This window comes from Dokdonella sp., assembly GCF_035511235.1.
Lineage (GTDB): Bacteria > Pseudomonadota > Gammaproteobacteria > Xanthomonadales > Rhodanobacteraceae > Dokdonella.
Genome location: NZ_DATKFQ010000035.1, coordinates 36553 through 52785, shown reverse-complemented (window position 1 = coordinate 52785; position 16233 = coordinate 36553). Strand labels below are relative to the sequence as shown.

Sequence of the window (16233 nt, the reverse complement as noted above, 5' to 3'; positions counted from 1 at the left end):
GGACGGCTTGCCCGCCCCGCCCGTCCGGCGGCTTTCCCGCTCCCATTCGAAGACGACGATGCTCAACTCCCTCCTGACCGGCATTTTTGGCAGCCGCAACGAGCGCGTGCTGCGCCAGCTCGGCCGCCGCGTCGCGCAGATCAACGCGCTGGAACCGCAGATGCAGGCGCTCGACGATGCCGCGCTGCGCGCCAAGACCGACGAGTTCAAGCAGCGGCTGGCCGAGGGCACCAAGCTCGACGATCTGCTGCCGGAAGCCTTTGCGGTGGTCCGCGAGGCCTCGCGCCGCGTCCTCGGCCTGCGCCACTACGACGTGCAGCTGATCGGCGGCATGGTGCTGCACTCCGGGAAGATCGCCGAGATGCGCACCGGCGAGGGCAAGACCCTGGTCGCGACGCTGCCGGTCTATCTCAATGCGCTGGAGGGCAAGGGCGTCCACGTCGTCACCGTCAACGACTATCTGGCCAAGCGCGACTCGGCCTGGATGGGGCGGCTCTACAACTTCCTCGGCATGCAGGTGGGCGTGGTCTGGCCCGGCATGGACCACGCCAACAAGCGCTCGGCCTACGCGGCCGACATCACCTACGGCACCAACAACGAATTCGGCTTCGACTACCTGCGCGACAACATGGCGGTCAGCAGGGACCAGCGCTACCAGCGCGGTCTGCACTACGCGATCATCGACGAGGTCGACTCGATCCTGATCGACGAGGCGCGCACGCCGCTGATCATTTCCGGGCCGTCGGACGAGTCGCCGCAGCTCTACGTCAAGATCAACAAGCTGGTGCCGAAGCTGACGCGCCAGGCCACCGAAGAGGGCGAGGGCGACTTCTGGGTCGACGAGAAGCAGAAGCAGGTGCACCTGTCCGAGACGGGCATGGAGCACATCGAGGATCTGCTGCGCCGCGACGGCATCATCGGCCAGGACGAGAGCCTCTACGACGGCTCCAACCTCGCCGTGGTCCATCATCTCAACGCCGCGCTGCGCGCGCACTCGCTGTACCAGCGCGACGTCGAATATATCGTGCGTGACGGCGAGGTCGTGATCGTCGACGAGTTCACCGGCCGCACGCTGCCGGGCCGGCGCTGGTCCGACGGCCTGCATCAGGCGGTCGAGGCCAAGGAGGGCGTGCCGATCCAGCGCGAGAACCAGACGCTGGCGTCGATCACGTTCCAGAACCTGTTCCGCATGTACAAGAAGCTGGCCGGCATGACCGGTACGGCCGATACCGAAGCCTACGAGTTCCAGTCGATCTACGGGCTGGAAGTCGTCGTGATCCCGACCCACCGCCCGATGATCCGCAAGGACGAGGCGGACGTGATCTTCCTCAAGGCCAAGCAGAAGTTCGAGGCCATCGTCGAGGACATCAAGGAATGCCAGCAGCGCGGTCAGCCGGTGCTGGTCGGCACCGCCTCGATCGAGGCTTCGGAATACCTCGACAACCTGCTGCGCCAGGCCGGCATCCCGCACGAGGTGCTGAACGCGAAGCAGCACGAACGCGAAGCGCAGATCGTCGCCCAGGCCGGCCGCCCCGGCGCGGTCACGATCGCGACCAACATGGCCGGCCGCGGTACCGACATCGTGCTCGGCGGCAATCTCGAGGCCGAGCTCGCGGCGCTGCCCGAGGATGCGACCGAGGCGCAGCGCGAACAGGTCAAGGCCGAGTGGAAGCGCCGCCACGACGAGGTGCTCGCGCTCGGCGGCCTGCGCATCATCGGCACCGAGCGTCACGAGTCGCGGCGCATCGACAACCAGCTGCGCGGCCGTTCGGGCCGCCAGGGCGACGCCGGCTCGAGCCGCTTCTACCTCTCGCTCGAGGACAATCTGCTGCGCATCTTCATGGGCGAGGGCGTCAGCCGCCTGATGCGCATGTTCGGCATGAAGGAAGAGGACGCGATCCAGGACCGCATGGTCAGCCGCCAGATCGAGAAGGCGCAGCGCAAGGTCGAGGCCCACAACTTCGACATCCGCAAGCAGCTGCTCGAATACGACGACACCGCCAACGACCAGCGCAAGGTCATCTACGAGCAGCGCAACGAGCTGCTCGACAGCGACAGCGTCGCGCAGACGGTCGCCGCGATCCGCACCGACACGCTGACCGAGTTCGTCGGGCGCTTCGTACCGGCCCATTCGGTCGACGAACAGTGGAACCTGCCCGGTCTGGAGAAGGAGCTGGAGTCCGAGCTCGGCCTGCGCGTGGACCTGGTGCGCTGGGTCGAGGAGCAGGAGGAGATCGATGCCGACGGAGTCCTGCAGCACGTGCTCGACCATGTCGACCGGCTGTTCCGCGAGAAGGAGGCGATGCTCGGCTCGGACGTCATGCGCCAGCTCGAGAAGCACGTCATGCTGACCGTGCTCGACAATGCCTGGAAGGAGCACCTGGCCAGCATGGACTACATGCGCCAGGGCATCCACCTGCGCGGCTACGCGCAGAAGCAGCCCAAGCAGGAGTTCAAGCGCGAGGCCTTCGCGCTGTTCCAGCAGATGCTCGAGAAGATCAAGCTCGAGCTGGTCCAGGTGCTCGCGCGGGTGCGGATCCGCACCGAAGAGGAAGTGCAGGCGATGGAACAGCAGCAGCAGCGCCAGGCCGAGGCACAGGCGCGCGCGATGCAGTTCCAGCACGCCGATGCCGAGCGCATGGGCGAGGAAGCCGCGGGCGAGGGCGAGGCTGCTGCGTTCGCCACGCCGGCGCCGGCGCAGATCCTGCGCGAGGCTCCGAAGGTCGGCCGCAACGACCCGTGTCCGTGCGGCAGCGGACGCAAGTACAAGCAGTGCCACGGCCGTCTGACCTGACGAGCGGCAACCCGTGGCGGCGCGTCTGACCGATCGGCGATGAGCAGTCCGTTCGTTCACGTCGTCGCCGGCGTCGTGCGCAGCCCGCACGGGCGGGTCCTGGTCGCCCAGCGCCGCCCCGGCACCCATCTGGCCGGACTGTGGGAGTTTCCGGGCGGCAAGCTCGAAGCCGGCGAAGCGCGCCTGGACGCGTTGCGGCGCGAGCTGCGCGAGGAAATCGGTATCGTCGTCGAGGCGGCCCACCCGCTGATCACGGTGCCGCACCGCTACCCCGAGAAGCGCATCGTGCTCGATGTCTGGGACGTGGTCCGCCACGACGGGCGGCCGCAGGCTTGCGAAGGCCAGTCGCTGGCCTGGGTTGCACCCGCCGCGCTGCCGGATCTGCCGATGCCCGAAGCCGACCGGCCGGTCATCGCCGCCCTGCGCCTGCCGGAGCGTTATCTGATCACGCCGGCGTTGCCGGCCGATCAGGCCGACGCCGTCGTCAGCGGCGTGCGCCGCGCGCTCGAAAGCGGTATTCGCCTGGTCCAGCTGCGCCTGCCCGACTGGACACGCGACCGGCTGGCCGCGATCGCGCGCACGCTGCGCGATCACTGCCGGGCCGCCGGCGCGCGCCTGTTGCTGCATGCCGACTGGCAACTGGCGACGGTACTCGGCCTGGACGGCGTCCATCTGCCGGCGCGGATCGCCGCGGCGCTCGAGCGCCGGCCGCTTCCGGCCGACAAGTGGGTGGCCGTGTCCTGCCATCGTGCCGACGAGCTGGCCCATGCCGAACGCATCGGTGCCGATTTCGCGACGCTCTCGCCGGTGCGCGAGACCGCCAGTCATCCGCTTGCCGCGCCGCTCGGCTGGCAGCGCTTCGCGGCGCTCGCGCAGGAGTTCGCGCTGCCGATCTATGCGTTGGGCGGGCTCGATGCGGACGACGTCGAGGCCGCGCGTGCGGCCGGCGGGCAGGGCGTCGCGGCGATACGCGGTCCTCTGGCCTAGTCGCGCGCCGGGCGGCGATCCGTCGTCCGGCCACGGTACGAGCCGGACCGGCGCAGGCTCGCGCATGGCGATCGACGCGAACGCCGCGGCGCGCATGGCAGCGACGCGGAGTTCGACGATGGCGGATCGCGTCCGCCCCCGGGTCAGGCGCGATGTGCGCCGGTGGCCAGTTCGAGGTAGCGCGCGTGCAGACGATGCACCTGGGCGTCGAGCTCCGCAGGCGTTCCGGTGTTGTCGATCACGTCGTCGGCGAGCGCGAGACGTCGTTCGCGGCCGAGCTGCGCGTCGAGCATCGATTCGGCCAGCGCCGGCGAGAGGCCGTCGCGGCGCACCAGGCGCTCGAGCTGCACGGCACGCGGCGCGTCGACGACCAGCACGCGGTCGACCCAGTCGTAGCCGCTCGCCTCGTTCAGCAGCGGAATCGCGATCAGGCCGTACGCGTCCGGCAGCGCGATCGCACGATCGCGCAGCGTGTGGCGGATCGCCGGATGCAGGATCGCTTCCAGCGCGAGGCGTTCGGCCGGATCGGCAAAGATCCGTTCGCGCAGACGGCGGCGGTCGAGGCGTCCGTCGGGCTGCAGCACCCCTGTGCCGAATCGGCCGACGATCGCCTCGAGCGCCGTGCTCGGCGGTTCGACCAGTTCGCGCGCGACCACGTCGGCGTCGAGAACCGGCACGCCGAGCGCCGCGAAGCGGTCCGCGACGGTCGACTTGCCGGACGCGATACCACCGGTCAGCGCGACGAGGAGGGGATCGGAAGGAGAGGTGTCCATGCCGCATGATCGGCGCTCGCCGAGACGATCGCAAAGTCCGCCTCCGACACCACCGAAGCTGAACGAAACGGGTCGCCCGCGATCGCGTGAACGCATCAGCCGATGTTCAGCGCACTCGGTGGTTTCGGTGCGGCGCACCACGTCCCGGCGCTCGAACGAAAACGCGTCTCACGCGCTAAGCAATTGAAAAATATTGGATAAACGAGTTTCGCGCGACGTGCCGACAAAGGTTGTCGAGGGGTTCCCTTGCCGTAAAATTGTTGTTAGCATCGCCTACCACCGAAGGCTCAGGCGGGCCTCGCGAGCTTTTTTGGATGGCTGGGGCCTGAACAGCCCCCGAACCGTGGCAACAAAACTCTGACGTTGGAGAGTGACAAAATGAGATTGAACAGCAACGAGCTTTTCAAGGCCGTTCGCTTCGCACTCTATGCGGGTGCGGCGACCGCGGTCGGTCTGACCGGAAGCCCTGTGTTCGCGCAGGACGCCGGTGCAGACAAGCTGGAGACGATCGTCGTCACCGGTTCGCGCATCCGCAAGGCCGACGTCGAGACCGCTCAGCCGGTTCTGACGATCGACCGCGCCCAGATCGAGAAGCAGGGCTTCAGCTCGGTCGCCGACATCCTGTTGAACGTGACGTCCGCTGGCTCGCCGGCGTTCAGTCGCTCGCAGGCTCTGGCCGCGAACGAGAGCGCGGGCGGTTCGTACATCGACCTGCGTGACCTCGGTCCGGAGCGCACCCTCGTCCTCGTCAACGGCAAGCGCCTCGGCGCGAACTCCGAAGGCTACCAGGACATCGCCACGATCCCGGTCGGCATCATCGAGCGCATCGACATCCTGAAGGACGGCGCCTCGTCGGTCTACGGTTCGGACGCCATCGCGGGCGTCATCAACATCATCACGCGTTCGCGCTTCGAAGGCGCGGAAGTCAACGTCTATCTCGGTCAGTACGACGAGGACGACGGCGAGCGTCAGCAGTACGACTTCACGATCGGTTCGACCGGCGAGCGCAGCTCGGTCACGATGAGCGTGTCGTACGCGAAGGAAGATCCGGTCTGGGCGAAGGACCGCTGGTTCTCCGAGACGCCGCAGCCGCTCCATCCGGGTCAGGGCTGGAGTGCAGTCAGCCAGTGGGGCACGTTGCTTCCGCCAGGCTCGGCCGGTGCTGGTAACTGGACCCTCGGTCCCGGCTTCAACGGGGATCCGTACGACTTCAGCAATTTCCGTCGCGTCCGTACGCCGACGACCGACGGCTGGGATTCCGATTACGCCAACTCGAACGAGCAGATGAACCTGCTGTCGGGCATGGAGCGTACCTCGGTGTTCGTCGCCGGCACGTTCAACCTCACCGACAACATCACGTTCCGTTCGGACGTGCTGTACAACAAGCGTGAGACGACCAACCAGGTCGCCGGCTATCCGCTGCAGAGCGCCGCCGTCGGCGCGCCGATGTCGATCGACAGCTACTTCAACCCGCTGGGCAGTTGGCACGGCTACGAGAATCCGACCCAGGTCAACTGGACGCGTCGCGGCTGGGAAGTGCCGCGCACGACCTGGAGCGAGCTCAGCACCTACCGCTTCACCGGCGGCTTCGAGGGCTGGTTCGACGTCGGCGACCACTCGTGGAACTGGGACGTCGGCTACTTCTACAACAAGAACGACTTCGTCCGTACCGGTACCGGCAACTACAACGTCGCCAACATCGCCGCTGCAGTCGGCCCGTCGTTCCGCAACGACAACGGCATCATCCAGTGCGGCACGCCGGACAACCCGATCGCGCTCGACGAGTGCACGCCGTGGAACCCGCTGGCGCCGTACGGCAGCGGCCTCGAGAACTCGCTCGGCGACCAGGCCGTCCAGGACTTCCTGATCGCGCCGACGACCTCGACCGGTGGCTCCAAGACCATCAACTACACGGCCAACCTGACCGGCGCCCTGTTCACGCTGCCGGCTGGTGACCTGTCGTTCGCGGCCGGTTACGAGTACCGCCGTGAGGAAGGCGACTTCAATCCGGACGCGATGACCGCGGCCGGCCTGACCACCGAGCTCGCCATCGGCGGCCGGGGCGGCGGTTACAACGTCAAGGAATACTACCTCGAGCTCGACGTGCCGGTGCTCAAGGACATTCCGGCGTTCCGCGAGCTGTCGTTCAACGTCGCTGGCCGCCGCTCGGACTTCAACACGTTCGGCAAGACGACCAACGGCAAGTTCGGCCTGAAGTGGAAGCCGATCGACGACCTGCTGATCCGTGGTACCTACGCGGAAGGCTTCCGTGCGCCGACCATCGGTGACCTGTACGGCGACCTCAGCGCGACCTATGCGTACTACACCGACCCGTGCTCGGTCGTCGCCGGCCGTCCGCCGGAAGGTGGCACCGCGACGCGCTGCTTCGGCGGCTTCGGTGGCCAGCCGGGTGTGCCGGCGGACTACGTGCAGATCGGCCAGGGCGGCGCGCCGTGCGCGAGCTTCCCGTGTCAGACCAACTATCCGTTCCTCGGCGGCGCCAACCCGTTCCTGCAGCCGGAAACCTCGGTCAGCAAGACGCTGGGCGCGGTCTACAGCCCGAGCTACATCCAGGGCCTGGACATCACGCTGGACTGGTACCGCATCAAGATCGACAACCTGGTCAGCAGCGACTCGGTGGGCGCGATCCTGTCGGACTGCTACGATCGCGGCATCGCCAGCCGTTGCCAGAACTTCACGCGTGACCCGGTCACCGGCGCGATTACCTCGCTGGTCTTCGGTACGCGCAACCTCGGCTGGATCGAGACCGAAGGCTACGACTTCGGCGTTCGCTACCGCCTGCCGGAGTTCTCGTTCGGCCGCTTCATGATCACCTGGGAGACCTCGTACGTTTCCTACTGGAAGAGCAAGACCGAGCCGGGCACCCCGGAGATTCCGTTCAACGGCACCGGCTGGGGCAGTCAGTTCCGCACCAAGTCGAACCTGACGCTGGACTGGAGCCTGGGCGACTTCGGCGCGACCTGGGGCATGCGCTACTACTCGGGCATGAAGGAAAGCTGCGTGTATGACGCGGTCAGCGGTGGTCCGGAGTGTAACGATCCGGATTACGGCTATCCGTCGTACGACTCGCTGGGCGGCCAGGTCGAGTTCGTGTCCGATCCGGTCAACCGTACCGGCTCGAACACCTTCCACGACCTCCAGGTCCGTTGGACCGCTCCGTGGAACGGCACGATCTCGGTCGGCGCGAACAACGCCTTCGATCACCGCGGTCCGTTCATGTACTCGAACCCGAACAGCCAGTTCTCGTACTACGGCGGCTTCGACATCGGTCGCTTCTACTACCTGAAGTACCAGCAGCGCTTCTGATAAGAAGCTCTGTACGCTGCACTTGGACGGCCCCTTTCGGGGCCGTCTTTTTTTTGTCCGTCCGGCTTCGAGCGTTTGGACCATGGATACGGCGACGTCCCCAGTGCCGACGTGAGGCCTCTCGCCCGGCGGCGCTCGCGCAGCCGCGCGCCGGCCGCTCAGGACTGCCGATCGGCCACAGGCTCTTTTCCGGCCGCTCAGCCGGTCGGCGACGACAGGAACGCCGCGATGCGGTCGGCGTCGACGAAGTCGGCCCGGGCCTCGCCGAGCCGCTTCCAGAGGATCAGGCGCAGACGGCCATCGAGATTCTTCTTGTCCAGACGCATCGGGTCGAGCAGGCGTCCGGGGGCGATCGCAGCGGGCAGGCGGGTCGGAAGATCGAGCTTCTCGAGCAGTGCCTCGAGCCGCTCGGCGTCGGCCACGGATGCACCGGCGATGCGCGCGGAAAGCCGCGCCGCCATCACCATTCCGATCGCGACCGCTTCGCCGTGCAGCAGGCAGCCGTAGCCGGCCTCGGTCTCGAGTGCATGGCCGAAGGTGTGACCGAAGTTCAGCAGCGCGCGCTCGCCGTCCTCGCGCTCGTCGCGTTCGACGATCGCGGCCTTGTTGCGGCAACTGACCGCGATCGCCTCGGCCAGCACGGCCGGCTCGCGCGCGATCAGCGCGTCGGTTCGCGCCTCGAGCCACTCGAAGAACGCCCGATCGCCGATCGCGCCGTACTTGACGACTTCGGCGAGACCGGAGCGGTACTCGCGCGGCGGCAGGGTGTCGAGCGTGGCGGTATCGGCGATCACGCAGCGTGGCTGATGGAACGCGCCGACCAGATTCTTGCCGGCCGGCAGGTTCACGCCGGTCTTGCCGCCGACCGACGAATCGACCATCGCCAGCAGCGTGGTCGGCATCTGCACGAAGCCGACACCGCGCATCCAGCAGGCCGCGGCGAAGCCGGCGAGGTCGCCGATCACGCCGCCGCCGAGCGCGATCAGCGTGACGTCGCGATTGGCGCGCATCGCGGCGAGCGCGTCGAACACACGCTCGACCTGGTCGAGCGTCTTGTGGGCCTCGCCGGCGGGAATCGTGATGCTGGCGTGATCGAGCCCGCCGAGCCCGTCGAGCGCGCCGATGATCGGATCCAGATAATGCGCCCCGACGATGTCGTCGGTGACGATCAGCGCCTGACGGCCGCGCAGCGCGCCGCGCCAGTGCGCCGGCTCGCCGAGCAGGCCGCGGCCGATCCGGATCGGATAGCCGCGGTCGCCGAGCGCGACCCGCACCTCCAGCGGCGCGCTCATGCCGAGGCTGCCTGCGGCAGGCGCAACCAGGCGGCCTGGACGCGCTCGACCAGGTCGGCGACCAGTTGCGCGCCGTAGCCGCGGCCGGTCGAGGACAGGTGCAGATCGGCGATCTCGGCGTACAGTGGATCGCGTACGCGCGCGAGATCCTGCAGCGTGCGCCGCCGGTCGGGCGTCGCCAGCAGCGGCCGCTTGCGGTCATGGGCGAGGCGCGAGAGCTGGGTATCGACATCGGCGCCGAGCCAGACGACGAATCCGCGCTCGCGCAGCACCTGCCGGTTCTCGGGTGCCAGGACGGCGCCGCCGCCGGTCGCCAGCACGATGCCACTGCAGGCGGCCCGCTCGCGCAGCAGCGCGCTTTCGCGCGCGCGGAAGCCGGCTTCGCCCTCGAGGTCGAAGATCAGCGATATCGCTGCGCCGGTGCGCTGCTCGATCTCGTGATCGAGATCGACGAACGGCAGCTCGAGCGCGGCCGCGAGTGCCCGGCCGATCGTCGACTTGCCGGCGCCCATCGGGCCGACCAGGAACAGGTTGGGCGCGGGATTCATGGCCGGAGATCGTACCGTAGGCGACGAATGAATGCTGACCGTCACTTGGGTAGATCGAGCATTCGGACAAGCCGGCAGGAGGCCGGAGGCAGATGCTGCCGCAACCAGGTTGAATCGCCCTGTGCATCGGGCTTCACGGGATCCGACGCCGCGATGCGGACGTCCTTGCGGAGCGGAGTCTTCAGGTCCGTCACATCAGATCGGTCCGGAGTGCAAATCGACTGTTCAACTGGACAACGTATGATCGACGGTCACCGGCTTATGGGCACCTCGAATAACACCCTTTCCAGGATTTGCGCTTCAGAAGTGAGCGCCGTCGTCGTCGGACAACGCCTTCGGCCGGGAGAGACCGGCACATGATGGATGGGGCGAGCCACTGTTTGACGTCATCCGATTGCCTCAAGCCGGGAGGATGCCTCGTTTCTGCAAGCGCGCCAGATTCAGGTTATGTGTGATCACCTTCAGCTCGATCACCGCCCTGGCTCGCATCAGGCCGATGGTGCGTAACGACTTGCCGCCCATTTGCGCCAGCCTTGCAAACGGGTGCTCGCCAAACGCGCGCCCTGCTCGCGCAGCGCGAACTCGCAAGCCCCTTTGGCGTAGCCGCGGTCGGCATACACGTCCCGGCTCGTGTTCGTCTCATCCACGATCGCCTCGAACATCATCGTGTCGTTCACCGAAGCCGGCGTGACCTCCAGGCGGCGGATGAAGCCCCGGCGCCGATCCGCGTTCGCATGCAGCTTGTAACCGTAGTAGCTCTTGCCGTGCTTGTGCGTCCAGCGCGCATCGATGTCCTTCCGCGCCCGCTTCGCTCCGCTCCAGTCTTCCGGCGCCTGGCCCTGCGCGATCGTCTCGTTCTCTTCGCGCCGGTTGCGCTGAGTCGGCACGGTCACGATGCTGGCATCGATGATCTGGCAGCCTCGGGCGATGAAGCCCGCCTTCGACAGTTGCCGGCCGACCGCTTCGCTGATGTCTCCGATCAGATCCTGCTTCTTCAGCCGCTCGCGCCACACCCACAGCGTCTTGGCATCGGGCACGCGCCCGCTGTGCTCCAGGCCGACAAATCGCTGAAAAAGCTCGACCGGTCCAGCACTTGATACTCCAGTGCCTCGTCCGACAGGTTGTACAACTGCTGCAGGACCAGCAGCCGGATCATCAGCTCGGTCAGATACGGCGGCCAGCCGCCGCGGCCACGGTCACCGATCACCAGCTTGGCGTCCACCGCTCTGGCCAGCGCTGCGAAGTCGATGTGATCACTCAGCACCTGCAGCGGATCACCCAGGCGATCGCGCTCGGCATTGCGCTCCGCCCCCGCGAACAGGCTGATCATCGGCTTGGCTCCTCAGTGCGATGCGAGGACCGAAGGATACGATGCGGATGGCGTTTTAGACATGTCCTTGTATGCTTTGTAACAAAGTATAATTTGTTATAAAGTATGGATGCTCTACATGGTGTGGAGCATCGATTAGCCCTATCGCATCAATGAATGGAGATACTCATGAAGCTCTTGGCAATGATTGCTCTGGCGATTGTGGGATTTGGTAGTGGCGCAGCAGCGCGCGCCCAGACATTGGACTTTCAGTGCTATTCGGGCGTGTGCTATGCGGATATTCTGGGGTTTCCCACGCCCCCTGTTCGGTATGAATGGGTGAGCTGGCCATCGGGCGCCGTAAATTTCCCGTCGCTCTGCGGTACCGGCGATTGGTACTGCGCGTTCACTTGTCCCAGCCCCTTGTTTCCCACCGGCTATATCAGTGTTTCGGTATACGATGGGCTCGATAACCTGATCGGTTCGGACTCCAGCGCAGTCTGTAACTGACGGCTCATCGATAGGTGAGCTCGTTCCCGGGCGGGGCTGTTAGCCCCGCCCAATGTGCGGGGCTGTCGATCTGACATTTCGTCATAAACGGTGCCGCGTTCCCAATTTGCGACATGTGCCGATTCTGAATCCGAACCGCAACGCTCTTCCACGGGCGCGTTGGGTATGCAGGGATCGCGCGCTGACTCCGGGCGGAAGCGAAGGGCAGTGGGCGTCCGCGAGACGTCGCCCTCGCACTGCTAGACTTGGCCCATGCTCAGATTCGTTCTCGTCTTCCTGCTCTGCGTGGGCATCCTGTTTCCGCTCGATCTGATCGAGCCGGTCGAGCGTCACGTGATCCTGCCGTTCACCGCGCTGCTGGCCGACATCAGCGTCTGGCTGATCCAGCTGTTCGACGCCGATGCCACCGCCACCGGCAACGTCATCCGCAGCGCGTCCAACGGCTTTGCGATCAGCATCGAGCGCGGCTGCAACGGCCTGGAAGCGGTCATCATCCTGGTCTCGGCGATCATCGCGTTCCCGGCGCCGTGGCGTTACCGGCTGATCGGCATCGGCCTGGGCTTCCTGGCGATCCAGGCGCTCAATCTGGTGCGCATCATCAGCCTGTTCTACCTCGGCCAGTGGAGCCAGCTGTGGTTCGAATGGTTCCATCTGTATCTGTGGCAGGCGCTGATCGTGCTCGACGCGCTGGTCGTGTTCCTGGTCTGGCTGCGCTACATGCCGCGCGCGGTGCGTCCGGCTCCGGCTGCCGCGCCGGCGTAGCGGACAGGCCCGGCCGCGACCGGAGGGGCGGTGTCCGCGGCGCGGGATCGAGACCTGCAGCCGGTTTGTGCCGCGGCGGGATTGACTGACGCCGCCCGCCATGGTCGAGTGGTACGCCCCGGAGCGATGGACGTCCTCACCGAATGACCGAGCCCACTCGCAGCCTGCGCCCGTCGGCGGGCGGTTCTGCGTCGATCAGGCGCGACATCGTCGTCGGCGTGCTCGAGGACGACCCGGACCAGGCCGCGCTGGTCGCCCACTGGCTGCAGGAGGCCGGCTACGCGGTGCGGCTGTTCGGGAACGCCACCGAGTACCGGCGCAAGCACGGCTCGGCCGGCATCGACCTGCTGCTGCTGGACTGGATGCTGCCGGATGCGACCGGCATCGACGTGGTCGAATGGCTGCGCGTCTCGATCCACGCCGAGCTGCCGGTGATCTTCCTGACGGCGCGTTCCGCCGAAGAGGATCTGGTCCGGGGCCTGGCGAGCGGCGGCGACGACTACGTGATCAAGCCGCCCAAGCGGCTGGAGCTGCTGGCGCGGGTCGCCGCGGCCTTGCGCAGGGGCGGGGTCGGGTCCGAAGCCGACGCGGCCGAGAGGATCGACAATCCGCCGTATCTGATCGACCTCAAGCGCCGCAAGGCCTGCCTGGACGGGCGCGACATCGATCTGACCCAGCGCGAGTTCGACTTGGCGGCATTCCTGTTCCGCCGGCTCGGCCGCATCGTCAGCCGCGACGCGCTACTCGAGAACGTCTGGAACATGAGCGCCCAGGTCTCCACGCGCACCGTCGACACCCACGTGAGCCGTCTGCGCAAGAAGCTCGCACTCGGCGGCGAGCACGGCTGGCGGCTGACCGCGATCTATCAGCACGGCTACCGCCTCGAGCGCACCTGAGCGGCATCCGCCGCGGCCCGCGCCGGGGGCGGCCGCGGCTTGCACCGGGGCGCCGTTGGTCCCACCATAGCCGCATGAACACCGTCGTCCCCTTCAAAGCCCGCGGCATCCGCGCGGCGCTGCGCGAAGGGCTGGAGAACCGCATCCCGATGCGCTTCCAGCGTGAGCGCATCCATCCCGGCGTGATCCACGGCTTCGTGATCGGCCTGTCGCGCGACTTCTGTCTGATCGCCGAAATCGGCGACGCGCTGCGCTTCGACGGCTATCTGGCCGTTGCGATCACCGACTTGAGCCTCGTCGAGAACGATCCCGCGGCCGAGTTCGTCCTCAAGGCGCTCGCGCTGCGCGGCGAGCAGCTCAGCGTGCCGGACGGCTTCAGGCTCGAGGACTGGGTCGGCATCGCGCGTTCCGCGGCGGCCTGCGCGCCGCTGCTGTCGATCAACATGGTCGAGGACGAGGAGGGCGAGATCAGCTACGTCGGCCAGCTCGTCGACGTCGAGTCCGATGCGCTGGTGCTGCGCGAGATCGATCCGAACGCGAGCTGGTACCCCGATACCGGCGCCTACGAGTTCGAGGCGATCGGCTCGATCGGCTTCGGCAGCGGCTATCTCGAAGCCCTCTGGCAGGTCGCCGGCACCCCGGCCGATCCGTTGACACCGCGCGCGCCGGCGTCCGATTCCCTGCACTGACCGGACGCCGGGGTGCGGCATTTGCGCGCAGCCCGCGGCCCGGCATCCTCTCGCGGCCCGGATCGGCCGCCCCGCGCCGGGTCCGGGCCGGAATAGGCGGTCGGGCCACCGGACCAGGACCGCGCCTCCGGTTGCGGCTCAAGCACTGCCAAGGCTAAAATCTTCAGGCTTTGGTGGGGCGCGTTCGCCTGTCGCCGCAGCCGTTTCCACGTACGCTTCCGATCAGGTGCCGCAGTGCGCAATTCCATCGCCTTCGGTTGGCGGGTGGCGGTTCGCACCACGCTGGTCCAGATCGGCGCGACCGTCGTGGCGGCGCTGTGCGCACTTGGGTGGGGCGCTCCGGCGGCATCGGCGGTGCTGGTCGGCGGGATCATCATCGCATCGGGATACTGGCTGGCGGCAAGGCGGGCGTTCGGCAGGCGCGTGATGGCGCCGACCGCTGCGCTCGGTGCGATCGTGCTCGGCCAGGTCATCAAATGGGTCTGGATCGGTCTGGCGCTGGTGTTCGCGATCGGGTCGGGCCTGTTCCCGCCGCTGGGCGTGCTGATCGGCGTACTCGTCGCATTGGTGTCCCAATTGGGTGGTCTGCTTTTCAGACATTGACGGTTTTGACGGAGTCGACGTGGCCAGCGAAGCGCAATCGGGCGGTCTGAACGAGTACATCGGACACCATCTGACCCACAACGTGGTCGAGATCGGCTCCGGCTTCAACCTCGATACCTGGCTGGTGTCGCTGGTGCTCGGCCTGCTGTTCCTGCTGTGGTTCGGCCTCGCCGCGCGCAAGGCGACCTCGGGCGTGCCGTCCAAGGGCCAGGCCTTCGTCGAGATCATCCTCGAATTCATCGATGGCCAGGTCCGCGACACGTTCCACGGCGACCGCCGCTCGGTCACGCCGCTGGCGCTGACGATCTTCATCTGGATCGTCTTCATGAACACGATGGACCTGCTGCCGCTCGATCTGCCGGGCTGGCTGGTTCACAGCACGGCCGGCGCCGAAGTGGCGCATCACACCTATTTCCGCCTGGTCCCGACCGCCGACATGAACACCACGTTCGCGCTGTCGGTGTCGGTATTCTTCATCCTGATCGGTCATGCGCTGGCGGCCAAGGGCGGCCTCGGCTTCGGCAAGGAGCTGCTGACCGCGCCGTTCCATGCGCACGGCTTCATGGCGATCGTACTGGCGCCGGTCAACCTGGCGATGAACATCATCGAGTGGCTGGTCAAGCCGATCTCGCTGGCGATGCGACTGTTCGGCAACATGTACGGCGGCGAGCTCGTCTTCATGCTGATCGCCGGCCTGCTCGGCAGCTGGATCTCGTTCGGTCCGGGCGTGCTCGCCAATGCGGCCTGGGCGATCTTCCACATCCTGATCATCCTGCTGCAGGCCTACATCTTCATGATCCTCACGGTCGTCTACATCGCAGGCGCCCGCGAAGGCCATTGACGGCCGGTCCACCGTTTCCCCCGAGTCACCCTTTCCTGTCCACCTTCACCTGCCATACCCGGAGAACATCATGGAATTCATCGCACAAGTCCAGAGCCTGACCGCGATCGCCATCGGCATCATCATCGGCCTGGGCGCCCTCGGTGCCTGCCTGGGCATTGCCATCATGGGTTCGAAGTTCCTCGAGTCGGCGGCTCGCCAGCCGGAGCTGGTGCCGATGCTGCAGGGTCGCATGTTCCTGCTGGCCGGCCTGATCGACGCGGCGTTCATCATCGGTCTGGCGGTCGCGCTGTTCTTCGCGGTCTCCAACCCGCTGATCGGCGCGATCACCTCGCGCCTGTAAGCCGATCCTGGCTGCGCCTGCGGGCGCGGCCAGCCGTCGCCGGTCCTCCTGCGAGGGCCGGCGTCACATCTACGTCGAGGACCCGTCATGAATCTCAACATGACATTCTTCGGTCAGATCCTTTCATTCGCGATCCTCGTCTGGTTCACGATGAAGTTCATCTGGCCACCGCTCAATGCGGCGCTCGAAGAACGCCAGAAGAAGATCGCCGAAGGCCTGGCCGCGGCCGATCGCGCGCGCAAGGAGCTCGCCGACGCCGACGCACGCGTCGCCGAGGAGATCAAGGCCGCGCGCGTCGAGGCCGGCACGATCATCGAGCGTGCCCATCAGCAGGCCACGGCGATCGTCGAGAAGGCCAAGCAGGACGCGATCGTCGAGGCGACCAAGCAGAAGGCGATCGCCGCTGCCGAGATCGAGTCGATGGCGCACAAGGCCCGCGAGGAACTGCGCGGCAAGGTCGCGTCGCTGGCGGTCGCCGGCGCCGAGAAGATTCTCCACCGCGAAATCGATGCCGGCGCCCACAAGGCCCTGATCGACGAGCTCGTCGCCGAGATCTGAT

Annotated in this window: 14 protein-coding genes and 1 pseudogene; 11 read left to right on the top strand and 4 right to left on the bottom strand. The window is 66.9% G+C overall.

Annotated features, from left to right (window positions below; translation table 11 throughout):
- The first annotated feature begins 58 nt into the window (after positions 1–58).
- Both secA and VMR06_RS14515 read left to right on the top strand, forming a co-directional pair.
- Positions 59–2794, top strand: a complete 2736-nt coding sequence (secA, locus tag VMR06_RS14520; protein ID WP_325377540.1) for a preprotein translocase subunit SecA — start codon at positions 59–61, stop codon at positions 2792–2794.
- A 39-nt stretch (positions 2795–2833) separates the two neighbouring features.
- Complete coding sequence (locus VMR06_RS14515) at positions 2834–3781, top strand: Nudix family hydrolase (protein WP_325377538.1); 948 nt, start codon at positions 2834–2836, stop codon at positions 3779–3781.
- Between the two features lie 143 nt (positions 3782–3924).
- On the opposite strand, the gene coaE is transcribed toward VMR06_RS14515, so the two are convergent.
- Entirely contained in the window at positions 3925–4554 is a 630-nt protein-coding gene (gene coaE / locus VMR06_RS14510) for a dephospho-CoA kinase (protein WP_325377536.1), read from the bottom strand.
- Positions 4555–4932: 378 nt separating this feature from the next.
- On the opposite strand from coaE, the gene VMR06_RS14505 reads away from it, so the two are divergent.
- A complete protein-coding gene (locus VMR06_RS14505) occupies positions 4933–7881 on the top strand; it encodes a TonB-dependent receptor plug domain-containing protein (protein ID WP_325377534.1) in 2949 nt (982 codons plus the stop codon).
- 197 nt (positions 7882–8078) lie between these two features.
- On the opposite strand, the gene aroB is transcribed toward VMR06_RS14505, so the two are convergent.
- The 3 genes and pseudogenes from aroB to VMR06_RS18225 form a co-directional block, all read right to left on the bottom strand.
- Positions 8079–9173, bottom strand: a complete 1095-nt coding sequence (aroB, locus tag VMR06_RS14500) for a 3-dehydroquinate synthase (RefSeq protein WP_325377532.1) — start codon at positions 9171–9173, stop codon at positions 8079–8081.
- Positions 9170–9721, bottom strand: a complete 552-nt coding sequence (locus tag VMR06_RS14495) for a shikimate kinase (protein ID WP_325377530.1) — start codon at positions 9719–9721, stop codon at positions 9170–9172. The genes aroB and VMR06_RS14495 overlap by 4 nt, the downstream gene beginning before the upstream one ends.
- 399 nt (positions 9722–10120) lie before the next feature.
- Positions 10121–11051, bottom strand: a pseudogene (locus tag VMR06_RS18225) (IS5 family transposase).
- A 168-nt stretch (positions 11052–11219) separates the two neighbouring features.
- Between VMR06_RS18225 and VMR06_RS14480 the strand changes: the two are divergent.
- From VMR06_RS14480 to VMR06_RS14445, 8 genes are all read left to right on the top strand, one after another.
- Positions 11220–11540, top strand: coding sequence for a hypothetical protein (locus VMR06_RS14480; protein WP_325377524.1), 321 nt, complete (start codon positions 11220–11222; stop codon positions 11538–11540).
- Positions 11541–11792: 252 nt separating this feature from the next.
- Positions 11793–12302, top strand: a complete 510-nt coding sequence (gene xrtH / locus VMR06_RS14475) for an exosortase H (RefSeq protein ID WP_325377522.1) — start codon at positions 11793–11795, stop codon at positions 12300–12302.
- 143 nt (positions 12303–12445) lie between these two features.
- Positions 12446–13198: a response regulator transcription factor gene (locus tag VMR06_RS14470; protein ID WP_325377520.1), complete on the top strand. Its 753-nt coding sequence runs from the start codon at positions 12446–12448 to the stop codon at positions 13196–13198.
- 74 nt (positions 13199–13272) lie between these two features.
- On the top strand, positions 13273–13887 hold the full coding sequence (locus VMR06_RS14465; RefSeq protein ID WP_325377518.1) for a hypothetical protein: 615 nt from the start codon (positions 13273–13275) through the stop codon (positions 13885–13887).
- Positions 13888–14121: 234 nt separating this feature from the next.
- Positions 14122–14490: an ATP synthase subunit I gene (locus tag VMR06_RS14460; protein ID WP_325377516.1), complete on the top strand. Its 369-nt coding sequence runs from the start codon at positions 14122–14124 to the stop codon at positions 14488–14490.
- A gap of 19 nt (positions 14491–14509) precedes the next feature.
- On the top strand, positions 14510–15331 hold the full coding sequence (gene atpB / locus VMR06_RS14455) for a F0F1 ATP synthase subunit A (protein WP_325377514.1): 822 nt from the start codon (positions 14510–14512) through the stop codon (positions 15329–15331).
- Positions 15332–15401: 70 nt separating this feature from the next.
- Positions 15402–15674, top strand: coding sequence for a F0F1 ATP synthase subunit C (atpE, locus tag VMR06_RS14450; protein ID WP_325377512.1), 273 nt, complete (start codon positions 15402–15404; stop codon positions 15672–15674).
- Between the two features lie 87 nt (positions 15675–15761).
- On the top strand, positions 15762–16232 hold the full coding sequence (locus tag VMR06_RS14445; protein WP_325377510.1) for a F0F1 ATP synthase subunit B: 471 nt from the start codon (positions 15762–15764) through the stop codon (positions 16230–16232).
- Position 16233 lies beyond the last annotated feature (1 nt).

Bases quoted from the DNA above. Each gene is read 5' to 3' on its own strand.
- secA (WP_325377540.1), top strand. From the start codon at position 59: ATGCTCAACTCCCTCCTGACCGGCATTTTTGGCAGCCGCAACGAGCGC.
- VMR06_RS14515 (WP_325377538.1), top strand. From the start codon at position 2,834: ATGAGCAGTCCGTTCGTTCACGTCGTCGCCGGCGTCGTGCGCAGCCCG.
- coaE (WP_325377536.1), bottom strand. From the start codon at position 4,554: ATGGACACCTCTCCTTCCGATCCCCTCCTCGTCGCGCTGACCGGTGGT.
- VMR06_RS14505 (WP_325377534.1), top strand. From the start codon at position 4,933: ATGAGATTGAACAGCAACGAGCTTTTCAAGGCCGTTCGCTTCGCACTC.
- aroB (WP_325377532.1), bottom strand. From the start codon at position 9,173: ATGAGCGCGCCGCTGGAGGTGCGGGTCGCGCTCGGCGACCGCGGCTAT.
- VMR06_RS14495 (WP_325377530.1), bottom strand. From the start codon at position 9,721: ATGAATCCCGCGCCCAACCTGTTCCTGGTCGGCCCGATGGGCGCCGGC.
- VMR06_RS14480 (WP_325377524.1), top strand. From the start codon at position 11,220: ATGAAGCTCTTGGCAATGATTGCTCTGGCGATTGTGGGATTTGGTAGT.
- xrtH (WP_325377522.1), top strand. From the start codon at position 11,793: ATGCTCAGATTCGTTCTCGTCTTCCTGCTCTGCGTGGGCATCCTGTTT.
- VMR06_RS14470 (WP_325377520.1), top strand. From the start codon at position 12,446: ATGACCGAGCCCACTCGCAGCCTGCGCCCGTCGGCGGGCGGTTCTGCG.
- VMR06_RS14465 (WP_325377518.1), top strand. From the start codon at position 13,273: ATGAACACCGTCGTCCCCTTCAAAGCCCGCGGCATCCGCGCGGCGCTG.
- atpE (WP_325377512.1), top strand. From the start codon at position 15,402: ATGGAATTCATCGCACAAGTCCAGAGCCTGACCGCGATCGCCATCGGC.
- VMR06_RS14445 (WP_325377510.1), top strand. From the start codon at position 15,762: ATGAATCTCAACATGACATTCTTCGGTCAGATCCTTTCATTCGCGATC.